Here is a 19,266-nt window from a genome sequence, read left to right as displayed (position 1 = left end):
GGGAGCAAGCTCCCTCGCCACAAAAGCAGACTTGCCTCAGCGTCTGATCGTCTTCAGATCATTGAGCAACCCCAGCAAGGTCTGCAGCTTTTCCTCTCCCAGCTTCACCTGCAAGCGCTGGTAATTCTCTTCCATGCTCTGGCTCATCGAGTCGAAGCATGCCTGCCCCTGCGGCGCCAGTCGCACCAGCACCCGCCGTTGATCCTGTTCGGCCTTGCGCCGTTCCACCATGCCCGCCGCTACCATGCGCGTCAGCACGCCGGTCATGCTCGGTTTGAGAATGCAGGCCAGTTCTGCGAGGCGATTGATCTCCAGTTCGTCGTGCTGACTGAGGATGCGGATGACCCGCCATTGCTGTTCGGTCAAACCGTGCTGATTGAGCGAGGGACGGAAAAAACCCATGGCCGCTTCACGGGCCTGTAGAAGGGTGAGGGTCAAGGATTGGCGCGGTTTGGGCATAGGTGTGATCGCGAGAGGATTTAGTTAATGAGTTAACTAAATCTTAACAGCTTCAGCGCCGAGTTACCTTGTGGCGAAGGGATTTATCTCCTCGCCACAAGGATGGGTATCGCGCCTGAACACCTGTAACAACTCAAGCGCCTTTGATGACGCCTTTGAGCACGGCCTTGAAATGCTCCACCTGTTGCTCGCTGAACTGGCCAAATACCTTGTCTTGCTGCTCCTTGGCAATTGCCCAGAGTCCTTCGGTTTCGTCCACGCCCTTGACGGTCAGACGCACGCGCTCGCCCTCATCGGTGACCAGCCCCTTGCGCTTGAGGTTCGCCACGGCCTCTTCGATCTCGCGCACCGGCATCGCCACTTCCCGTTGCAGGTCGCACAGGTTCAGCCCTGCATCGTTTTCCAGCACCATCAACATCCGTGCTTCGCTGGTGCGCAGCCCGGTGGACAGCTGGCGGGGCTGGTAACTGGCCTGATAGGCCCGCAGCGCCTGGGTCATCAGGTAATACAAGTTGTGGCTCAAACGGCCCTGGAAGTGACTGCTGGGGGACTGCCCCTCCTCCCGTTTGGTCATGCGGGTATGGGGCAAGATCATCGAGTAGGCGCCCTGGTGATAAAGCAATGGCGAGCGACCGTAATCATCAAACGCCACGACTTTACCGATCATGATCCAGTGATCACCGCCATCAACCTGTTGGAATTTTTCACAGTGAAAACGCGCCGAGCAATCGACAAACACCGGAGCACCTCCCTCACCGGCCTCGAACTGGATCTCGGCGAACCGATCCTCCTTGGGCCGGGCGAAGTTGTTCGACAGGTCGATCTGGTCGGCGGCCAGCACGTTCACCGCAAAATGGCTGGCGGCCTCGAACACGCCGTGGCTGCTGGAGCGCTTGTCGATGCTCCAGAGAATCAGCGGCGGATCCAGGGACACCGAGTTGAAACTGTTGGCCGTCACGCCGACCTTGCGACCATCTTCGGCGGCTGCGGTGACCACGGTCACGCCAGTGGCAAAGTTACCCAGGGCCCGGCGAAACGCACGGGTGTCGAAAGCGCTATCGCACACATTAGACATGCAAGACTCCCGGCCGCCTCAGTCGACGGCCTCAGTTGTTTTTATATGAGCCAGGCTCAGCGAGCAGGCGATCAAACCATGGTGGGGTCGGGCTCCAGGCCCATCAGTTCACGGCCCAGAATCTGCGCGCAGACGTCGTAGTCGGTGTAGGCGTGAGCACCGGTCAAATGAGCATCGCGGAACAGCCGTTGCAGTTCGTTGGTCTCGAACCAGGCGCCCCCCCCGGCCGCTTCCATCAGGCGATCCACTGCCTGAATGCACATTTTGGTGGCGTACCCCTGGTTGGTGCGCCAGAACGCTAGGGTTTCGCGGCTGGGGTATTGGTGGCGCTCACTGTGTTCGGCATGCTCTTGCCAGGTTTTCTCCAGAAACGCCCGGGCTGCCGCCACCTGATGAGTGGACTCGGCCAAGCGCATCAGCGCCGGGGTGGCGGCGCCCACCGCCGCGCCGGTGTAGGCGCGCACGCGGGTTCGGGTTTTCTCGCGAAAAACCTCCAGCATGCGTTCCGCCACACCCAGACTCACCGTGGAGAAACCGCTGGCGAAATACGGGCGATACGGCGAGTAGAAAATCTTGCTGTCGGGGTACAGGCCAAACCCAGCGGATTTGCCTTCCATCATGTCCTTGGCTTTCTGGATCCGGTGTTCCGGCACAAAAGCGTTGTCGATGATCAACGTCTTGCTGCCACTGCCGCGCATGCCCACCGCGTACCAGTCATCGCGGATTTCATAATCGCTGCGAGGCAGCACCGCGAAGCAATAATCCTGAGTACCCTCGGCATTTTTGCGGCGAAAGCCTACGATCGCCCACTCGGCATGGTCACAGCCGCTGCTCCAGCCCATTTCACCGCTGAACATGACGCCGCCTTCGACCTCCTCGGTGCGGCCGAAAGGCGCGATGCTACTGCTGGCGGTGGCATCGGGATCGTCGCCCCAGACTTCTTCCTGGGCTTTGGCCGGGAACATTGCCAATTGATGGCTATGGGTGCACAACAGGCTCATGGCCCAGGCGGTACTGGCGCAGGAGCCAGCCAGCAACGCGATGCAGTCGGCGAACTGCGGTAGCGACATTTCCATGCCGCCGTATTGTTTCGGCTGGAAAGCCCGGTGCATGCCGATACCTTTGAGCAAGGCTATATTTTCGGCAGGAACGCTACGGTCCTTCTCTGCCTGGAAGGCATTGGCGGCAATGACCGGCAGGATAGGCTTGAGGTCTTCGAGCAACGGATTTGGCTTTTTCATGGACGGGCTCTTTTATTATTGGCATCTGCCGATCCCGCCTTTGCCCGGCAACCTGGTGGTGCAGAAATGGCGGAATCAGTGATTAAGGCCCGTTCAGTATGGGTAATCCGAGGCAACTGAAAAATGCACCTTCCAGACCCAAGATTGTACTTTCCACGGCGCGACCTTCACTGCCATGGCGCGCTCGATCAAATCCGCCGGCACGGATGATCAAGACGGGCGCCTGCACCAGGGCTCTTAATAGGGCCATCGCGTGCAGTGTCTTGCGAAGGCGCTTGTCACGGCGTTCTTTTCACTTTGTCAGGTTGCGTCATGATCAATATCGAAACGCCCACCTATTACACCGCCACCAAGAAATACAACCTCAGTTTCCCAACCCTGGAACAGGACGTGGAAGCCGACGTCGTGGTGATTGGCGGCGGTTTCTCCGGCATCAATACCGCGCTGGAACTCGCTGAAAAAGGCATTACCAATACCGTGGTGCTGGAGGCGCGTTACCTGGGGTTCGGCGGCACCGGACGCAATGGCGGGCAGATCATGGCCGGCATCGGCCATGACCTGGAAAAAATCAAGAAGGACGTGGGAGAAGACGGGCTGCGGCAGGTCTTCGAGATCAGCGATCTGGGCGCGGACATCATCAAGGATCGCATCGCCAAGTACGACATCGATGCCGATTTCTGTCATGGCTACGGCTACATGGGCTTCAACGCTCGCCAGGAAAAAACCCTGCGGGCCTGGGAAAAAGACTTCAAGTCGATCAACAGCAAGCATGAGATCCGCTTTCTCGGCGGCTGCGACGTGCAGCAGATCATCGGGTCCAAGGCCTACAGCAGTGCATTGCTGCACATGGGCGGCGGGCACGTGCATTCACTGAACCTGCTGCTGGGGGAAGCCAAGGCACTGGTCGGCCACGGCGTGCGGATTTTCGAGAACAGTCCGGCCCTGGAAGTCAGCTATGGCGAGCGCATTACCGTGCGCACCGGGCGTGGATCAGTCAAGGCCAGCAAGCTGCTGTGGGCCTGCGACAGCTTCCTCAACAAACTGGAGCCGGAGCTGCATCGCTCGACCATCAATACCTATGCCTTCCAGATGATGACCGAGCCATTGTCGGAGGAACTGATCCAGCGCATCAGCCCGATTCGCGGCGCGTACAGCGATATTCGCCCGGTGATCGACTACTACCGCGTCACCCATGAAAACCGCCTGCTGTTCGGTGCGGCGACGCCGTTGATAGAACACATCCCCCAGGACCTCAAGGCCTGGAACCGGCGCCTGATGCTGAAGGTTTTCCCGTACCTCAAGGACGTGAAGATCGACCTGGCCTGGGGCGGCCCAATGGCGTGCAGCCCGAACCTGTTCCCGCAGATCGGCACCCTGCCCGGCCGCAGCAATGCGTTTTTCGTCCAAGGCTATTCCGGCTTTGGCGTCACCCCCAGCCACATCATCTGCAAGGTGCTGGCCGAAGGCATGAGCGAAGGCTCGGCGCGCTACGATCTGGTCAGCTCCGTCAAACGGCCGACCATCATCGGCAAGGACGCCATCCGCCCACTGCTGCTGACCGCCGGCAAGTCCTGGCATCAGTTGTCGGGTTACTGGAATGGCCGTCGTTGATGGCCATGATGCCAGTCAGTTAAGCGCCCCCCTGTGGGAGCGGGCTTGCTCGCGAAGACGGTGTAACAGTCGACATCAATGCTGCCTGACCCACCGCTTTCGCGAGCAAGCCCGCTCCCACAGATTCAGCACCTTCACTGACCGGTACTACACATACATACCCGCTGTTTTTTCACTTATCAGGAGTCACTGCCATGTCCCTTATCAACCTCAAAAAAGACATCCAGCTGTCCGAACTGGACGCCTGGGGCACCGTCGCCGACCTCGGTTCCGAGATCCTGGAAGGCGAAGTCAAAGCCTTCGGCAAAATGACCTTCGGCGCCCCCACCGATGCGATCAGCAGCGCCTACTTCGGCACGACCAAGGGCAAGTTCCGCATGGTTTATCCGTTCGCCGAACAGGCTACCGTGGTCACTGGCGAAGTGGTGCTGACCGACGAAGCCAGCGGCCAGAGCACCCGTTACAAGGCCGGCGACAGCTGGTTCGTGACCAAAGGCACGCCGGTATTGTGGGAAGTGGTCAGCGAAAGTTTTGTCAAACACTACTTCGCGGTAGTCTGATCGAACCCGGCTGCCGGATTCACCGGCAGCCCTCTTGGCGAAGGTTGCGACCATGCACGTCATCCCCTCCCAGGACATCGCCGGCCACTGCCTGCATGCGTTCACCCAGCTCGTTCCCGCCAGTCGGGCGGCCTTCTATTGCGTCGACCGACAGTTGCAAGCCCATGACTTCAGCCTGCATGGCATGAGCGGCGAGATGCATCGCGATTATCTGGACAACTATCGCCAGTTCGACCCTTTGCAACCGCGCAACTACGTTTCCAGCGACCTGGCCGTGGTGCCTCTTGGCCTGGCCATGGCCCGCCAGCCAATCCGTGACAGCCATCGCTACCGCCATTTTTTGCAGCGCTACGACGTGGTGGATGTGGTGGAGGTCTTCGCCCATCGGGGCAGTCGGCCTCAAGCGGCCATCTCCTTGTTGCGCACCGCCGAGCAAGGGGTCTTCACCAGCCAGCAACTGACGCAGCTCTCAGCGCTGCAAGCGCTGCTGCAACTGGCCGTCGCCAACCTGCCGCCGCAGGACCACTCGCTCAATAGCCTGACCCCCAAGGAACGCCAGATAGCGTTGCTGCTGCGCCAGGGTGCCAGTAACAAACAATTGGCCAGAGAGCTGGACGTCGGCCTGCCCACGGTCAAGACGCACCTGATCAACCTGTTTCGCAAGACCGGCGTGAGCAACCGGACCGAGCTGGTCAGCAGCCTGTTCCTCTAAGTTATTGTCTATGCCGGTTCAACCATTCGGTTGATGGGCCAGCCCCGCACAAGACGCCATGATCCGGGTGGCTATCTCATCCAACCGGAGCCTTGCAATGACCACACCTACAGACTGGATCACCGTCGGCGCCCTGGCCGACGGCTTTGCCCCTGAAGCGTTCATCCTGCCGAACCTGGCCGACCTGAACGGTAAGACCTTCACGCTGAATTTCGCCAATGGCTGGCAGATTGAGCACCGCTTCGAACAGCAAACGCTGTCATGGAGCGCTGCCGACGGCCATTCCAGCGGCACCGCACCGTATCGGGCCACTTCGGTGCGGCCAGGCCTGTACCTGGTGGACTTCGTCAAGCACGAAGGCACTCAAACCTGGTCGATCAGTCTGGTACTTGATACCGCTAACGCCGCGTTCACCGCAGTGATCGGCAGCATGCCCGGGCAGGAACAAACGCGCGAAGGTCTTTACCGCCGCGCACTGGCCGGCCAGCCGCTGACGAGCGTCAACGTGGAGTTCCTTCACGGCAGTCTCGACCGCCCCTGGCAGCAGGGCCTGTGCCCACATGTACCGACCACCGAACTGGTGGGCCTGCGCAACCTCTATCGCTACAGCCCCAGCGAAGTCTACGAACACATCTATCTCAACGACCGGTTCTATTCCTGGCAATGCCTCAAGGGTGTGGAACAGGGCCTGTGCGATACCGACCGGTGTGACACCTACAAGATCGCCGATCAGTTGTACCTGTTCGTCTGGCGGGAAAAGATCATCCCGACCCTGGGCCTGGTGCTGATCGACATGCAGCAGCACCGCAGCGACGGCAAGATTTTCGGTTATGCCGGCGCGTCTTTCGATGAATTTTCCAATTTCCCGGTCAGCTCCTACTGCCAGGTTCTCAATCGGACGGAGTATCCCGATGCCTGAGTTACGCACCATCGTGATCACGGGGGCGGGCACTGGCATCGGTGCCGCCTGCGCGCGGCTGTATGCCGCCGAGGGCGCCAACCTGGTGCTGATCGGCCGGCGCCGCGAACCGCTGGCGCAACTGGCCGAGGAGATCGGCGGCCTGGTGCTGGTGGGCGATGCCGCATGCCCGACGACCTGGGACGGCTTCGTCGCACAGATCCGCGAGCGCTATGGCCGACTCGATGTGCTGCTGGCCTGCGCTGGCGGCATGGGCCTGGGCAGCGCCACCCAGACCAGCCCGCAGACCTGGGAAGCGGCCATGCGCAGCAATCTCGACAGCGCCTTCTATAGCGCCCGGGCATGCCTGCCGCTGCTGCAGCAAAGCGCTGGCAACATTGTGCTGATCGCCTCCATCGCGTCGTTGGCGGCGGGCCCGCAAGTCTGCGGCTATACCACCGCCAAGCACGCGCTGCTTGGGCTGAACCGCTCCCTGGCGCGCGATTACGGCCCGCGCGGGGTGCGGGTCAACGCCGTCTGCCCGGGCTGGGTGCGTACGCCGATGGCTGATGAGGAAATGCAGGTTCTGATGCAGTTTCACGGCGAAACGCTGCAGCAGGCCTATGACCGGGTCTGCGCCGACGTGCCATTGCGCAGGCCCGCCAGCGCGCAGGAGATTGCCCATGTCTGTCGCTTCCTGGCCTCGAATCAAGCCTCGATCATCACTGGCGCAACACTGGTGGTCGACGGCGGCTCCAGCATCATAGACGTACCGACCCTGGCCTTCAGCCGGATGGAGGCCATGGATGCCTGATGATCTGGATTTCACCGGCAAAACAGTGCTGGTCACGGGCGGTGCCCAGGGTATAGGCCGGGCCATCGTCGAAGCCTTCGCCCGGCGTGGCGGGCGTGTGGTGATCGCTGACCTGGACCTGGCACAGGCCGAGGCCGTGGCGAGCGAACTGACCGCAGCAGGTTGTCAGGTACAGGCCGTGGGCGTGGACCTGGCCGAGGCAACGGCGATCAGCACGCTGATGGCTGATCTGGAGCAGCGCCTGGGAAGGCTGGATGTTCTGGTGCACAACGCCGGGTACTTTCCCCTGACACCCTTCGCCAGGATCACGCCACCGATGCTTGAACGCACGCTGGCAGTCAACCTCTCGGCGCTATTCTGGCTGACTCAGGGGGCATTGCCGATGTTCCGTCGTCAAGGCCAGGGCTGCGTGCTGGTGACCTCCTCGGTCACCGGCCCGCGGGTGGCTTATCCGGGGCTCAGCCACTATGCGGCGTCCAAGGCCGGGGTCAACGGTTTCATTCGCAATGCGGCACTGGAACTGGCGGGTGAGAATGTCCGCGTCAATGGCGTCGAGCCGGGCATGATCGCAACGCCGGCCATGGCCAACTTGGGCGACGATGAGGTCAATCAGGACATTGCCCGCCGGGTGCCGCTGGGTCGATTGGGCCAACCGAGCGACATCGCCGGCGCCATGCTCTTCCTGGCGTCGAGCCTGGCCAGTTATGTGACCGGGCAAACTTTGGTGGTCGATGGGGGTTCGACTTTGCCGGAGGTGTGAACCTACGGGAGCGGTGCCTCGCTGACGATGCTGGTGAATGTACCGCCGCCTTCGCGGACAAGCCCGCTCCCACACTTTCCAATGTCATCCACAAAAATCATGTTCATCACACATCCCTTTGTGGGAGCGGGCTTGCTCGCGAAGGCGATGGTTCAGACTGCAAAGCTATTGGATATATCCACTCAAGCCACTCCCTGCCCCACCTGCAAACGGCTGGCACGAAATTCCTTGGGCGATAGCTCGAACTGTTTCTTGAACGAACGACTGAAATGGGCCGAATCGGTGAAGCCCCATTTGTAGGCGATCGAAGTAATGGATTCGTCCCGCAGGAACGGGTTGGTCAGGTCATCGGCGCTACGCTTGAGTCGCGCCCGCTGGATGTAACGGCAGACGCTGTCATCCTGTTCTTCGAATAAACGGTACAGGTGTCGCACCGAAATGTTCAGACGGTTGGCCAGGCCCACCGGGCTCAAGCCGGGCTGGCTCAGGGACTCGTCGATGACTTTCTGCACATAACTGCGCAAGTGACTACCTTGCAACGCAACGCCGTCATCATCCGAACCGGTGCCCTGTTCCAGGGCCGAACTCAGCAGCGAAACAAACGCATTCTGCAAGGCTTCACCTTCCCCTGCGGCGCCCTCGCCGTCCGGAGTGTCCTTGCACAGCTGATCCATCAATACGTGCAACATGCGCCCACAAGCCTTGCGCGAGGAGATCTTGCCGAAGGTCCTGGTTTCCCCGCCCAGTTTCCTGGACACATCCTGACGGGACAGGGACAGCACGGCGTGTTCAATCAGGCCGAACGGGCTGATCTCGAGGGAACCCACCGAGTCCATCAACAGCAGTTCGCCGGGCGCCAGCTGGATGCTCAGGCCGTTCTGAGTAATGCGCGAGTATCCACTGCGCTGACTGACCAGCAAGCAATCCTGATCGTCATCATGGTCGGGATTGGGCGAGTGACGCTTGATACAACCAGCGTTGGTACGCAAGTTGGCGAGGGAAAGACCGCCACGGAAGTAATTCGACACCTGACCGATAAACAGCGCGCGATTAAAGGCCAGTTCCGTCTCGAAATGGCCGCAAGTGGCGCGCAGATCCCGGTTCCAGGTCTCCAGCCCGTCTTGCCCAATCTGATGCATGCTCATGGCGCTCTCCGCAGTGGCTTATTGTTTTTGTACGGCAATAGTTAACATGTTATCTATTTGCACGCAACAAGTACCTGATCGCCAGAGCAGTAGCACAATTGATGCCAGGGCAAAGCCAAAAAATCAGAGTGTTCCCAGTACCCTTTGCAAGCCGCTCAAGACCGCCCACAAGGCAACCCGTTGCTCGCGGCTCAAAGCAATGTAGCGACGAAAGGCCGGCATCCGATTCACCACCTCACTGCCGCCCATATGCTCCAGCCGCACCCACCACTGGCGGTCTTGCAGATCAATGCGCAGGCGTTTGAAGTCCAATGGCATGAGGGCTTGGTACAGCGCCTGATCGCCCTCTATCGCAGCCTTCAACCGAGCCGATAGCTGATTGTCCCCTTCCTTGAGCCGACAACGAATACCCTGGCGTCGCACGGCCCCGCCATGGTGCAGTTCCAGGCGTGCAGTGCCCTCTCTCGACGCAGGCACGCGCAGCACGAACTCGGTCATCACCAGGTGCATCAACAACTGCGACTCGGTGCGTTCGACGATCTCCACCTGCAAGCGCCCCTCATCAGTGACGGCTATCGCCGTCACCGGGTCGGACATCTCGAATCGCGCCAACCCGAGGTTGCGTCGCAAGTGTTCCAGCGTCACCCCGGGGCGATAACCGACCGGGGCGCGGTGGGCGCTGAACAGCTCAGACAGTCTTCGCAGCACGTTCGTCAAACTCGCTGACAGGTTGCCCTGGTTCATGGGAAAACTCCTTGGCCAGCACGTCTTCCACCGACGCCGGCTTGAATGGATTGACCTTCTGCACCACCAGGGTCCAGAACAAGGCGTAGGCCGCAGTGCCACCGAGCATTACCGCGAATGGAACGTAAATGTCGGCCGGATTCATGCCTGGCGGAGTGATGAACCACATGCCGATGACGATGCCGACACTGGACAGGATCTGAGGCAGCGGGAAAAACGGTGAGCGATACGCCCGTGGCAGATCCGGACGACGGATCCGCAGGCTTATTACCGACACGGTCACCAACAGGTAGGCAAAACTCCAGGCACATACGGCGGCCAGCACCAGGTGCATGATGTTGTCGGTGTTGCCACCCAGCCACAACGCGTGCAGGCACGGAATCAGCATCGCCACAAGGATGCACAGCACCGGGGTCTTGAAACGCGGGTGCAGGTAGGTGAAGAACCGCGGCAGCGCGCCATCCACCGCCATGCCATACAGAATCCGCGGCACACCGGCCATCAGGGTATTGATAGTCGCCGCCCCGGCAAACAGGAAGCCGATCCCCAACCACATCGGGCCGATATCGCCCATGACCTGCTCGGCGAATCGCGGAATCGCCATGGGCGTGTCCAGCAGGTGCACGCCGCTGGTGGCATCGAGCAGCACGTTTTCGACCTGGCGCTTCATCGCAGCGCCATAAATGAACATGCACGTAGCAACGCCGAACAACCCCAGCATCATGGCCCGCGGCATGGTCGTGGCCGAGCGCCGCAGGTCCGGCGCCAGGGGCGTGACGAATTCGCAACCGACAAACATGAACATGGCCATGCCCACCAGCGACAGCACCGTGACCAGATCGGTGCCGACCACGGAGGCGCCAAACCACCCCTCCAGCTCCACCGCCGGAGCGGCGATCAGGCCCAGTACGCCGAACACCATCAGGGTCGTCCACATGCCGAACGTGAGGATGATCTCGGCCCGGCCGAAGGCGCTGACACCGAACGCGTTCAGCACGCCAAAGACCACGACGAACCCCACGCCCAACAGCCAGGAACCACCCGCCGACTCGGCGAGGGTGTTGAGGTGCTCGAAATTCACCAGGGCCATGACCCCGGCCAGGATCGTTTCTGCAGTCCCGGCGAACACATGGACAATCAGGTAGGCCGACAGCGTACCGGTGATTGCAAAAAAACGTCCCATGCCACAGTTGATGTAGTCGTAGACGGAGCCGGTGGTGGGCAGGATCGAGGCGGCCTCGGCGAAGGTGGTCGCCTGGGCCAGCATCATGACCACGGCGATCAGCATCGCCACGGCAAAGGCGCTGCCGCCAATACCAAAGCCCATGGTCGCGGTGAGAATCACAGGGCTTGCCATGATCAGGCCAATGGTGCTGGCCAACGCGGTGGGGAAACCCACCGTACCCCGGTTCAAGTGCTCGGTGAGCCTGTCATTGATCGACATCGTGAAGATCCTCGAAAGCGGATTTTTAGTATGGATGCCACAGCCGTCCAGGAGCCGGCGTTCAAGCCCCCCCCAGCCAGTCCCTGATTGAAACGGCGTCGTGTGCAGGATCACTGTGCGCCGCCCTCACCCTGAGCGTCTTGCCCGTGTCTGCCGCCGGTTTTGTTGCTGCCTGCCAGCGTTCGCATCTTGGCGGGCTGGATCAATTGCCTGGCAGGCAGGTGAAAGACTTCCCTGCCAGCGCCTCCCCTTAATGCGCGCTCTGCTGTCCTATCACACTGGGGAAACCACCATGGAGCACACCCGCAATACACCTTTGCTGCGCACAGCCATCGGCCTTGGAATCGTCCTGCTGGTGGCTGATTCGTCGGCCCAGGCCTATGAGCTTTACGCCGACGACGACACCACGGTTACCGGCAATTTCCTCGCGGTCTACGGGATGTTCAATAGCCGCAAGAACTATGACGGCACCCGCGGCGGCTCAAGTTGGCGCGAGGGTTTTATCAAGTATGGCCTGAGTATCGACCAGACACTCGGCGCCATGGGCAGCGTCTACGGGACGGCCAATCTGGTCAGCTCCGGCACCTGGGGCGACGGCGATGCCGCGGGCCTGAGCGACGGATCGGAGCGCACCACCAAGTTCGATGAAGCATTTGCCGGCTGGCGTTCAGGGGATCTGTTCCCGGTGCTGGGCAAGGACGGCGTCGACCTGTCCTACGGTCGTCAGGTCATCACCCTCGGCGACGGTTTCATTATCAACGACGACGGTCTTAACCTGGGCAAGGGCGTGGCCGACGGTGAGTTCAACCGCGGCGGCGCCTATTACCTGGCCGCCCGTCATGCCTTCGACAAGACCGCCGTGCTGCGCCTGGGCGGCCAGGACGGCGTACACGGCAGCCTGATGTGGATCAAATCCGACAACCGCGCCCAGGCCAATACCGAACTGGCCGCCGGCACCCTGGAGTACAGCGCCGCACCGGGCACCCTGGGGCTGACCTACATCCATGGCCTCGACGTCGATGATCGCTATGCCAGCGAATTCCAGAAGCAGCGCGAAGGCATGGACATCTACAGCCTGCGGGGCGCGGGGAACGCCGGCATCGAAAACGCCCACTTTGCCTTCGAATACGCCTGGCAGGACAAGGACGCCGGTGCGGAGAAAGCCTGGTACACCGAAGCCGGCTACACCTTCGCAGAGCTGCCCTGGACCCCGGACCTGACCTATCGCTACAGCCGATACTCCAAAGACTGGGACTCGATGTTCAACGGCACGAGTCGAGGCTATGGCACCTGGTTCCAGGGCGAAGTCAGCGGCAACTATTCCGGGCCGTTCAACAGCAACACCGCCGTCCAGCACCTGGGGCTCAAGCTCAAGCCAACGGAGGCACTGACCCTCGGCGCGCTGTTCTTCGACTACAAGACCCTGCACACCCGCGACACGCTCAACCTCGACGGTCGAGAGCTGGACCTGTATGTGGAATGGGCCGTGAACGAACACCTGATCGTCACGCCATTGGTGGGCCTGTACAAGCCGGAAAAGGACGCGAGCAACGGTGGTAATCAAGTGAATGGCAATGGCACCAATGTCTACAGCCAACTGGTGGTAGCGGTTCCGTTCTGATCAAAAGCCGCGAAGGCTTGGGTAGGAGCTGCCGCAGGCTGCGATCTTTTGGATCTTGATCTGGAAAGATCGCAGCCGTCGGCAATGCCACCGGGGAAACGATTCCTTGTTTACTGGTGCTGATGCAACATGGTCTGGATCTGATGGGGTGACCGGCGGTGCTCAGGTGCGCTCACCCCAGGTACTGATTGAACCACTCAAGTGTGCGCCCCCACGCCAGCTCGGCAGCCGCTTCGTCATAGCGCGGGGTCGAATCGTTGTGGAAGCCATGGTTGACGCCCGGATAGATATAGGCCTGGTACGTCTTCTTCCCGGCCTTGAGCGCTGCTTCGTAAGCCGGCCAGCCTTCATTGATGCGGGTGTCGAGTTCGGCGTAGTGGATCAGCAGCGGTGCCTTGATTCGCGGCACGTCCTCAGGCTTGGGTCCACGCCCATAAAATGGCACCGCCGCGCCGAGCTCGGGATACGCCACGGCAGCGGCATTGGCCACCCCGCCGCCATAGCAGAAACCGGTGATGCCGACTTTCTTGCCGCCGATGGCCTCATGTTTCATCAGAAACTCAACGGCCGCGAAAAAATCGTTCATCAGCTTCTCGGGATCAACCTGCGCCTGCAGCTCGCGCCCCTTGTCATCGTTACCCGGATACCCGCCCATCGAGGTCAGGCCATCCGGCGCCAGCGCCACGAAACCGGCCTTGGCCACGCGTCGGGCGACGTCTTCGATGTAGGGGTTCAAGCCACGGTTCTCATGGGCAACCACCACACCGGGCAGCGGGCCGCTGGTCTTGGCTGGTCGAACCAGATAGCCGCGCACCTGACCGTGACCGTTGGGTGAGGGATAAGTGATGTACTGCGCCACGATGTCCGGGTCGGTGAAGTTCACCTGCATGGCCTGGGCATAGTTGGGGCTCAACGACGCCAGCAGTGCGCCGGCTGTCAGCCCGCCCACCGCAAACTGGCTGGCCCGCTCCAGGAAGATCCGTCGGGATATCTGACCGTGGGCGTAAAAGTCATAGAGTTCGAGCAGTTCGGGGGCAAAGTCCTTGGCGGTCAGGCGAGTCATGGTTTGATCCTCTTCGGGGATCGAAAAATCATAGACGAAAAAAAACGCCGCTCGGTGAGCGGCGTTTTTTATTCACCAGACTGCGTCCGGTTTACAGCGCCATGTCGGCCGCCGGGTTGCTTTGCGGGGCAGCGGCCGGCTCGGTCGGTGCAGGAGCGGTGCCCTGCTGGCCGATCGTCGGCGGCGTGTCCAACTGCAGGACTTCGCTGGTGTAAGCCCACTCCTGAGCCACACGCTCAGGGCTTTCGTTGAGTTTGGTGCCGTAGCTTGGCACGATCTGATGCAGCTTTTCCTGCCAGGCCGGGGAAGCGACCTTGTCCTTGAAGACCTTCTCAAGCACGGTCAGCATGATCGGCGCAGCGGTTGAGGCACCTGGCGAAGCACCCAGCAGAGCGGCGATGCTGCCGTCCTGGGAGGCGACCACTTCGGTGCCCAGTTTCAGGACGCCGCCCTTCTCTTCGTCACGCTTGATGATCTGCACGCGCTGGCCGGCCTGCCACAGGCGCCAGTCTTGCTGTTTGGCGTCCGGAAAGTATTCCTTCAGGGCGTTGAAGCGATCTTCGTCCGACTGCATCAACTGGCCAGCCAGGTATTCAACCAGCGGGTACTGTTCGATACCGACCTTGGTCATCGGCCACACGTTGTGGGTGGTAGTGCTGGTCAGCAGGTCGAAATACGAACCGTTCTTCAGGAACTTGGTGGAGAAGGTGGCAAATGGGCCAAACAGAATCACACGCTTGCCGTCGAGCATGCGGGTGTCCAGGTGCGGAACCGACATCGGCGGTGCGCCAACCGAAGCCTTGCCGTAGGCCTTGGCCAGGTGCATTTGGGCGATGGTCGGGTTCTCGGTCACCAGGAACGAGCCGCCTACCGGGAAGCCGGCGTATTCACGGGCTTCCGGGATGTCGGCTTCCTGCAGCAGGTGCAAGGCACCGCCGCCAGCGCCGATGAACACGAACTTGGCGTCGGTCTCGGTTTCGCTACCGTCCTTCAGGTTCTTGTACGACACGCGCCAGCTGCCGTCTTCGTTGCGGGTAATGTCCTGCACTTCGCTGGACAGCTTGAGGGAGAAGTTCGGCTTGGTTTGCAGGTGAGCTGCGAACTGACGGGTGATTTCGCCGAAATTCACGTCGGTGCCCAAGGGACTCCAGGTGGCCGCGACTTTCTGGGCTGGGTCACGCCCTTGCATCATCAACGGAACCCACTTGCTGATTTGCTCGCGATCTTCGGAGTACTGCATGCCAGCGAACAACGGGCTGGCCTGAAGGGCTTCATAGCGCTTCTTCAGGAACGCGATGTTGTCCTCGCCCCAGACAAAGCTCATGTGCGGCGTGGAGTTGATGAACGAGCGCGGGTTCTTCAGCACGCCGTTCTTGACCTGCCAGGCCCAGAACTGACGGGACACCTGGAAGGCTTCGTTGATCTCGATGGCCTTGACGATTTCGACGTTGCCATTCTTGTCTTCGGGCGTGTAGTTCAGCTCGGCCAGCGCGGAGTGGCCGGTACCGGCATTGTTCCAGCCGTTGGAGCTTTCTTCGGCAACACCGTCCAGGCGCTCGACCATTTCCATGGTCCAATCCGGTTCCAGCTCATTGAGCCAGACGCCGAGTGTCGAGCTCATGATGCCCCCGCCAATGAGCAGGACATCCACTTTTTTTGCCTCGGCGGCGTGCGTGGTCGCAAGACCCATCGCCATCGCCAGGCCCAGCAGCGCCGTGTGTGTTTTCTTCAACATGTGTGTATCCCTAGGGTAGAACGCCATTCCGCCCACCAGCCCTGCAATGATAGACCACGCCATGGCCTGCATACGGCATCAAGGGGGTCGAGACGGGACTGGAGGAAGGACCTACAGGGGCCGAGAAACATCGGCCTCTTGTTTATGTCTCTCCGGCGCTGACTTCTTGTAGGTCTTGGCTTCAGCTGGGTGAGGGACACTGCAAAACGCTTGTAATCGGGCCTGACGTGGCCGTGCCCGATTGTCGCAGCGGGGGGAGTTTACAGAATGAACTAAACAGACCGAAGCCCCTTTTTTCACTCAAGGCATAAACACCGACCAAATGAAGGCTTTTTGATAGCGCACTGGCTGAAAAATGTGGGAGCGGGCTTGCTCGCGATGGCGCTGGATCAGCCTGCATCCACATTGGATGTGCCGCCTTCGCGAGCAAGCCCGCTCCCACAGGGGACTTGTGGTGAATGCCGATGAGTTGACCTGAATCTCTGCATTCGCTACCCGAGCAACTGACTCAACACCGCCCGCAACTTGCCGGGCTTGACCGGTTTGTTGAGCAGTGGCGCATTGAGTTTGCGCAAGGCGCGGCGGCACTGGTCGCTGCGATCGGCGGTGATGATCACCGCCGGTATCGTTTGCTGGAAATGTTCGCGCAGGTGTTTGACCACTTCGCACCCGACCACGCCATGATCCAGGTGGAAATCCGCCAGGATCAGCTCCGGCGCGCGGCCTTGCAGCACGTCAAAGGCACCCGCCTCGTCCGTGGCGACCAGCACCTCGCACCCCCACTGGCTCAGCAGCGCGGCCATGCTTTGCAAAATGCTCAGCTCATTGTCGATCACCAAAAGCCGGCGCCCAGGCAACGGATTTCCGGCGACCGCCTGTACGGGTATCCGGGGCATGGGAGGCGGTCTTTCAATCGACAATGGCACCTCAATACTGAATACCGATCCGCGCCCCGGTCGGGAACGCACCTGGACCCGATAACCGAGGATATGGGCGATACGCTCGACAATCGCCAGCCCCAGGCCGACGCCCTTGCGGTCCGCCGCGCGGCCCACATCCAACTGGTTGAACTCCAGGAAGATCGACTCCAGGCAGTCGGCGGCAATGCCGCGCCCGGTGTCCCAGACCTCCAGGCTCAAGCGCTCGCCCCGACGCCGCGCGGCCAACAGGATGCCGCCCTGGGCGGTGTAACGACAGGCATTGCTGAGCAGGTTGCGCAGGATCCGGGTCATCAGCCGCAGGTCGGTCATCACCGCTTCGTCGCCGAAGCGTACCCGTAGCTCCAACCCGGCAGCGCCAGCCACCGATTGAAATTCCGAAGCCAGCGGTGCGAGCAGCTCACCCAGCCGATAGGGTGCCAGGTCCGGCTTGACCGCAGCCTGGTCCAGCCGGGAAATGTCCAGCAGGTCGGTGAGCAAGTCCTCCGCACCTTCGAGCGCCTGATGGGTGCGCTCCACCAGCACCTGCTCGGAGGTGGGCAGCGTGCGCTCGCGTAATGTGGCGATCAACAGGCGTGCGGCGTTGAGCGGTTGCAGCAGGTCATGGCTGGCGGCAGCCAGGTATTTGTCCTTGCTGCGATTGGCCGCCTGCGCAGCGTCCCGGGCGTCGCGCAGTTGTTGCTCGATCAGCTCACGTTGGGCGATCTGTTGCTGCAGGTTATGGTTGGCCTCCAGCAGCGCGTCGGTGCGTTCGGCTACCCGCTGCTCCAACTGGTCATTGAGCTGTTGCAAGTGTTGCCGGGCCTGTTCCAGCTCATCGAGGCGCGCGGCCAGTTCCGGGTAGTGGCTCTTGCGCGTAGAGTGATTGCCCAGTCCCAGCAGCCCGGCCAGGGCTTTTTGCTGTTCGTCAGAGGGCTTCGCCATAGACGACCTCGACATCCCGCTGGCTCGACTCCCGAGGGTTGGTGAGAATGCACGGGTCATGCATCGCATGTTGCGACAGGAACGGAATATCCGAGGTACTCACCCCGTGCAGCCCCAGGGTTTCGTGAAAGCCGATGGTGCGTTTGAGGGCAATCAGGTGTTCCACCAGCCGAGTACGGATCTGCCGGTGATTGAGGCCACGGCAATCAATGCCCAGCGTCTGGGCAATCACCTTGAAACGGTCGGGCGCCGAGTTGTAGTTGAACGCCACCACATGCTCCACCAGCACCGCGTTGCACAAACCATGGGGCAAATCCAGGAAACCACCCAGGCTGTGGGACATCGCGTGCACCGCGCCGAGAATCGCATTGGAGAACGCCAGGCCGGCCTGCATGCTGCCCAGCATGATCTTTTCCCGCAGGGCGACATCCGCCGGGTTGGCGATCATCTGCACCAGGTTGCCGTTGATCAGGCGCATCGCCTCCAGCGCATGGGGGTCGGTGAGTGGGCCGTGGCCAGTGGAAACAAACGCCTCGATGGCATGCACCAGCGCATCGATGCCGGTGCAGGCGGACAGGAACGGGTCCATGCTCAGGGTCGTTTCCGGGTCGATCAGCGACACGTCCGGCACCGCCGCCTTGCTGACGATGGAAAACTTCATGCGCTCTTGCTGGTTGGAAATGATCACGAACTGCGACACGTCCGCCGAGGTGCCGGCGGTGGTGGGAATGAGGATCAGCGGTGGACTGGGCACCTGCAAGGTGTCCACGCCTTCGAATTCCAGGATATTGCGACCATGGGCCACGACGATGCCGATGCCTTTACCGCAATCCATCGGGCTGCCGCCACCGACCGCGACGATCACATCGCAGTGGTTTTCCCGGTACAGCTCGGCTCCGAGCATGACTTCTTCGACACGAGGATTGGGTGAAACGGCACTGTAGATGCAGTAATCGATGGCCTGGGCCTGGAGGCTGGCCTCGACGTCGGCGACCCATCCTGCAGCGATCACGCCGGTATCGGTGACGATCAGCACCTTGCGTGCGCCGAACGTCTTGGCGTAATTGCCGACATTGTGCCGGCAGCCGGCGCCAAACATGATTTCAGGTGAAACGAACTTGCGCAGCGGACTGAGACTCTGGCTCATCGGTAAGCCTGTTCTTATTGTTTCGGGAATACCCTGAGCCTAAAGCATCCCACCGTGATTGCAATCAGACCAAATGGGTAGCCCGGCCTGAACCTCTCAGACCGGGCCAGCGCTCATCGGTTGGCGAAGTACATCGTCACTTCAAAGCCTATACGCAGGTCGGTGTACGCGGGTTTAGTCCACATGGGTCTTTCCTCTTCTTGTACCGGGCCATTCCGGCAAAGTCATTAATGCACAGGACGCCCGGGGCTCGAATGCTACTTTCGAAGCGGTGGGCGGGGTGCGTTGGTACTACTGGAGAAGCGAGCACTTGTGGCGAGGGAGCTGCTCCCGCTGGGCTGCGCGGTAGGAGCTGTCGAGCGGAGCGAGGCTGCG

The 19,266-nt window shown here is 61.0% G+C and carries 18 protein-coding genes; 7 read left to right on the top strand and 11 right to left on the bottom strand.

Going from position 1 to position 19,266, the window contains the following annotated elements; genetic code table 11:
• Window positions 1–36: 36 nt before the first annotated feature.
• The 3 genes from hpaR to HU811_RS14365 all read right to left on the bottom strand — a co-directional run bounded on the left by hpaR (window position 37) and on the right by HU811_RS14365 (window position 2,775).
• Complete coding sequence (hpaR, locus tag HU811_RS14375; RefSeq protein WP_186656564.1) at window positions 37–459, bottom strand: homoprotocatechuate degradation operon regulator HpaR; 423 nt, start codon at window positions 457–459, stop codon at window positions 37–39.
• Between the two features lie 133 nt (window positions 460–592).
• On the bottom strand, window positions 593–1,534 hold the full coding sequence (locus HU811_RS14370; protein WP_186656562.1) for a p-hydroxyphenylacetate 3-hydroxylase reductase component: 942 nt from the start codon (window positions 1,532–1,534) through the stop codon (window positions 593–595).
• Between the two features lie 71 nt (window positions 1,535–1,605).
• Window positions 1,606–2,775 (bottom strand): p-hydroxyphenylacetate 3-hydroxylase oxygenase component, encoded by a 1,170-nt coding sequence (locus HU811_RS14365; RefSeq protein WP_186656560.1) that lies wholly within the window; start codon window positions 2,773–2,775, stop codon window positions 1,606–1,608.
• Window positions 2,776–3,087: 312 nt separating this feature from the next.
• Between HU811_RS14365 and HU811_RS14360 the strand changes: the two genes are divergently transcribed.
• The 6 genes from HU811_RS14360 to HU811_RS14335 all read left to right on the top strand — a co-directional run bounded on the left by HU811_RS14360 (window position 3,088) and on the right by HU811_RS14335 (window position 8,130).
• Window positions 3,088–4,386, top strand: coding sequence for an NAD(P)/FAD-dependent oxidoreductase (locus HU811_RS14360; protein WP_186656558.1), 1,299 nt, complete (start codon window positions 3,088–3,090; stop codon window positions 4,384–4,386).
• A gap of 194 nt (window positions 4,387–4,580) precedes the next feature.
• Window positions 4,581–4,946, top strand: coding sequence for a cupin domain-containing protein (locus HU811_RS14355; RefSeq protein WP_186656557.1), 366 nt, complete (start codon window positions 4,581–4,583; stop codon window positions 4,944–4,946).
• A gap of 52 nt (window positions 4,947–4,998) precedes the next feature.
• A complete protein-coding gene (locus HU811_RS14350; protein ID WP_186656556.1) occupies window positions 4,999–5,658 on the top strand; it encodes a helix-turn-helix transcriptional regulator in 660 nt (219 codons plus the stop codon).
• Window positions 5,659–5,755: 97 nt separating this feature from the next.
• Window positions 5,756–6,577, top strand: a complete 822-nt coding sequence (locus tag HU811_RS14345) for a molybdenum cofactor biosynthesis F family protein (protein WP_186656554.1) — start codon at window positions 5,756–5,758, stop codon at window positions 6,575–6,577.
• A complete protein-coding gene (locus HU811_RS14340) occupies window positions 6,570–7,370 on the top strand; it encodes an SDR family NAD(P)-dependent oxidoreductase (protein ID WP_186656553.1) in 801 nt (266 codons plus the stop codon). The genes HU811_RS14345 and HU811_RS14340 overlap by 8 nt, the downstream gene beginning before the upstream one ends.
• Entirely contained in the window at window positions 7,363–8,130 is a 768-nt protein-coding gene (locus tag HU811_RS14335) for an SDR family oxidoreductase (RefSeq protein WP_186656551.1), read from the top strand. The genes HU811_RS14340 and HU811_RS14335 overlap by 8 nt, the downstream gene beginning before the upstream one ends.
• A 182-nt stretch (window positions 8,131–8,312) precedes the next feature.
• Here HU811_RS14335 and feaR read toward each other — a convergent pair whose 3' ends face one another.
• The 3 genes from feaR to HU811_RS14320 form a co-directional block, all read right to left on the bottom strand.
• Entirely contained in the window at window positions 8,313–9,275 is a 963-nt protein-coding gene (gene feaR, locus HU811_RS14330) for a transcriptional regulator FeaR (protein WP_186656549.1), read from the bottom strand.
• A 123-nt stretch (window positions 9,276–9,398) separates the two neighbouring features.
• Entirely contained in the window at window positions 9,399–10,019 is a 621-nt protein-coding gene (locus HU811_RS14325; RefSeq protein ID WP_186656547.1) for a DUF3156 family protein, read from the bottom strand.
• Window positions 9,964–11,463, bottom strand: coding sequence for an APC family permease (locus HU811_RS14320; RefSeq protein WP_139050442.1), 1,500 nt, complete (start codon window positions 11,461–11,463; stop codon window positions 9,964–9,966). Before HU811_RS14320 ends, HU811_RS14325 begins: the two co-directional genes overlap by 56 nt.
• Before the next feature lie 292 nt (window positions 11,464–11,755).
• Here HU811_RS14320 and HU811_RS14315 point away from each other — a divergent pair, with 292 nt between their 5' ends.
• On the top strand, window positions 11,756–13,084 hold the full coding sequence (locus HU811_RS14315) for an alginate export family protein (protein WP_186656545.1): 1,329 nt from the start codon (window positions 11,756–11,758) through the stop codon (window positions 13,082–13,084).
• A 172-nt stretch (window positions 13,085–13,256) separates the two neighbouring features.
• Here HU811_RS14315 and yghX read toward each other — a convergent pair whose 3' ends face one another.
• The 5 genes from yghX to pqqA all read right to left on the bottom strand — a co-directional run bounded on the left by yghX (window position 13,257) and on the right by pqqA (window position 19,076).
• Entirely contained in the window at window positions 13,257–14,147 is an 891-nt protein-coding gene (gene yghX / locus HU811_RS14310) for a YghX family hydrolase (RefSeq protein WP_186656542.1), read from the bottom strand.
• 91 nt (window positions 14,148–14,238) lie between these two features.
• Window positions 14,239–15,882: a malate dehydrogenase (quinone) gene (gene mqo, locus HU811_RS14305; RefSeq protein WP_186656540.1), complete on the bottom strand. Its 1,644-nt coding sequence runs from the start codon at window positions 15,880–15,882 to the stop codon at window positions 14,239–14,241.
• Between the two features lie 491 nt (window positions 15,883–16,373).
• A complete protein-coding gene (locus HU811_RS14300; protein WP_186656537.1) occupies window positions 16,374–17,744 on the bottom strand; it encodes a hybrid sensor histidine kinase/response regulator in 1,371 nt (456 codons plus the stop codon).
• Window positions 17,728–18,891 (bottom strand): alcohol dehydrogenase-like regulatory protein ErcA, encoded by a 1,164-nt coding sequence (gene ercA / locus HU811_RS14295; RefSeq protein ID WP_186656535.1) that lies wholly within the window; start codon window positions 18,889–18,891, stop codon window positions 17,728–17,730. Before ercA ends, HU811_RS14300 begins: the two co-directional genes overlap by 17 nt.
• Before the next feature lie 113 nt (window positions 18,892–19,004).
• Window positions 19,005–19,076 (bottom strand): pyrroloquinoline quinone precursor peptide PqqA, encoded by a 72-nt coding sequence (gene pqqA, locus HU811_RS14290; RefSeq protein WP_003243383.1) that lies wholly within the window; start codon window positions 19,074–19,076, stop codon window positions 19,005–19,007.
• Window positions 19,077–19,266: the final 190 nt, after the last annotated feature.

This window comes from Pseudomonas tehranensis (assembly GCF_014268615.1).
Classification (GTDB): Bacteria; Pseudomonadota; Gammaproteobacteria; order Pseudomonadales; family Pseudomonadaceae; genus Aquipseudomonas; species Aquipseudomonas tehranensis.
Note: the sequence above shows the minus strand (reverse complement) of the source record. Positions and strands in the feature narration are given on the sequence as shown.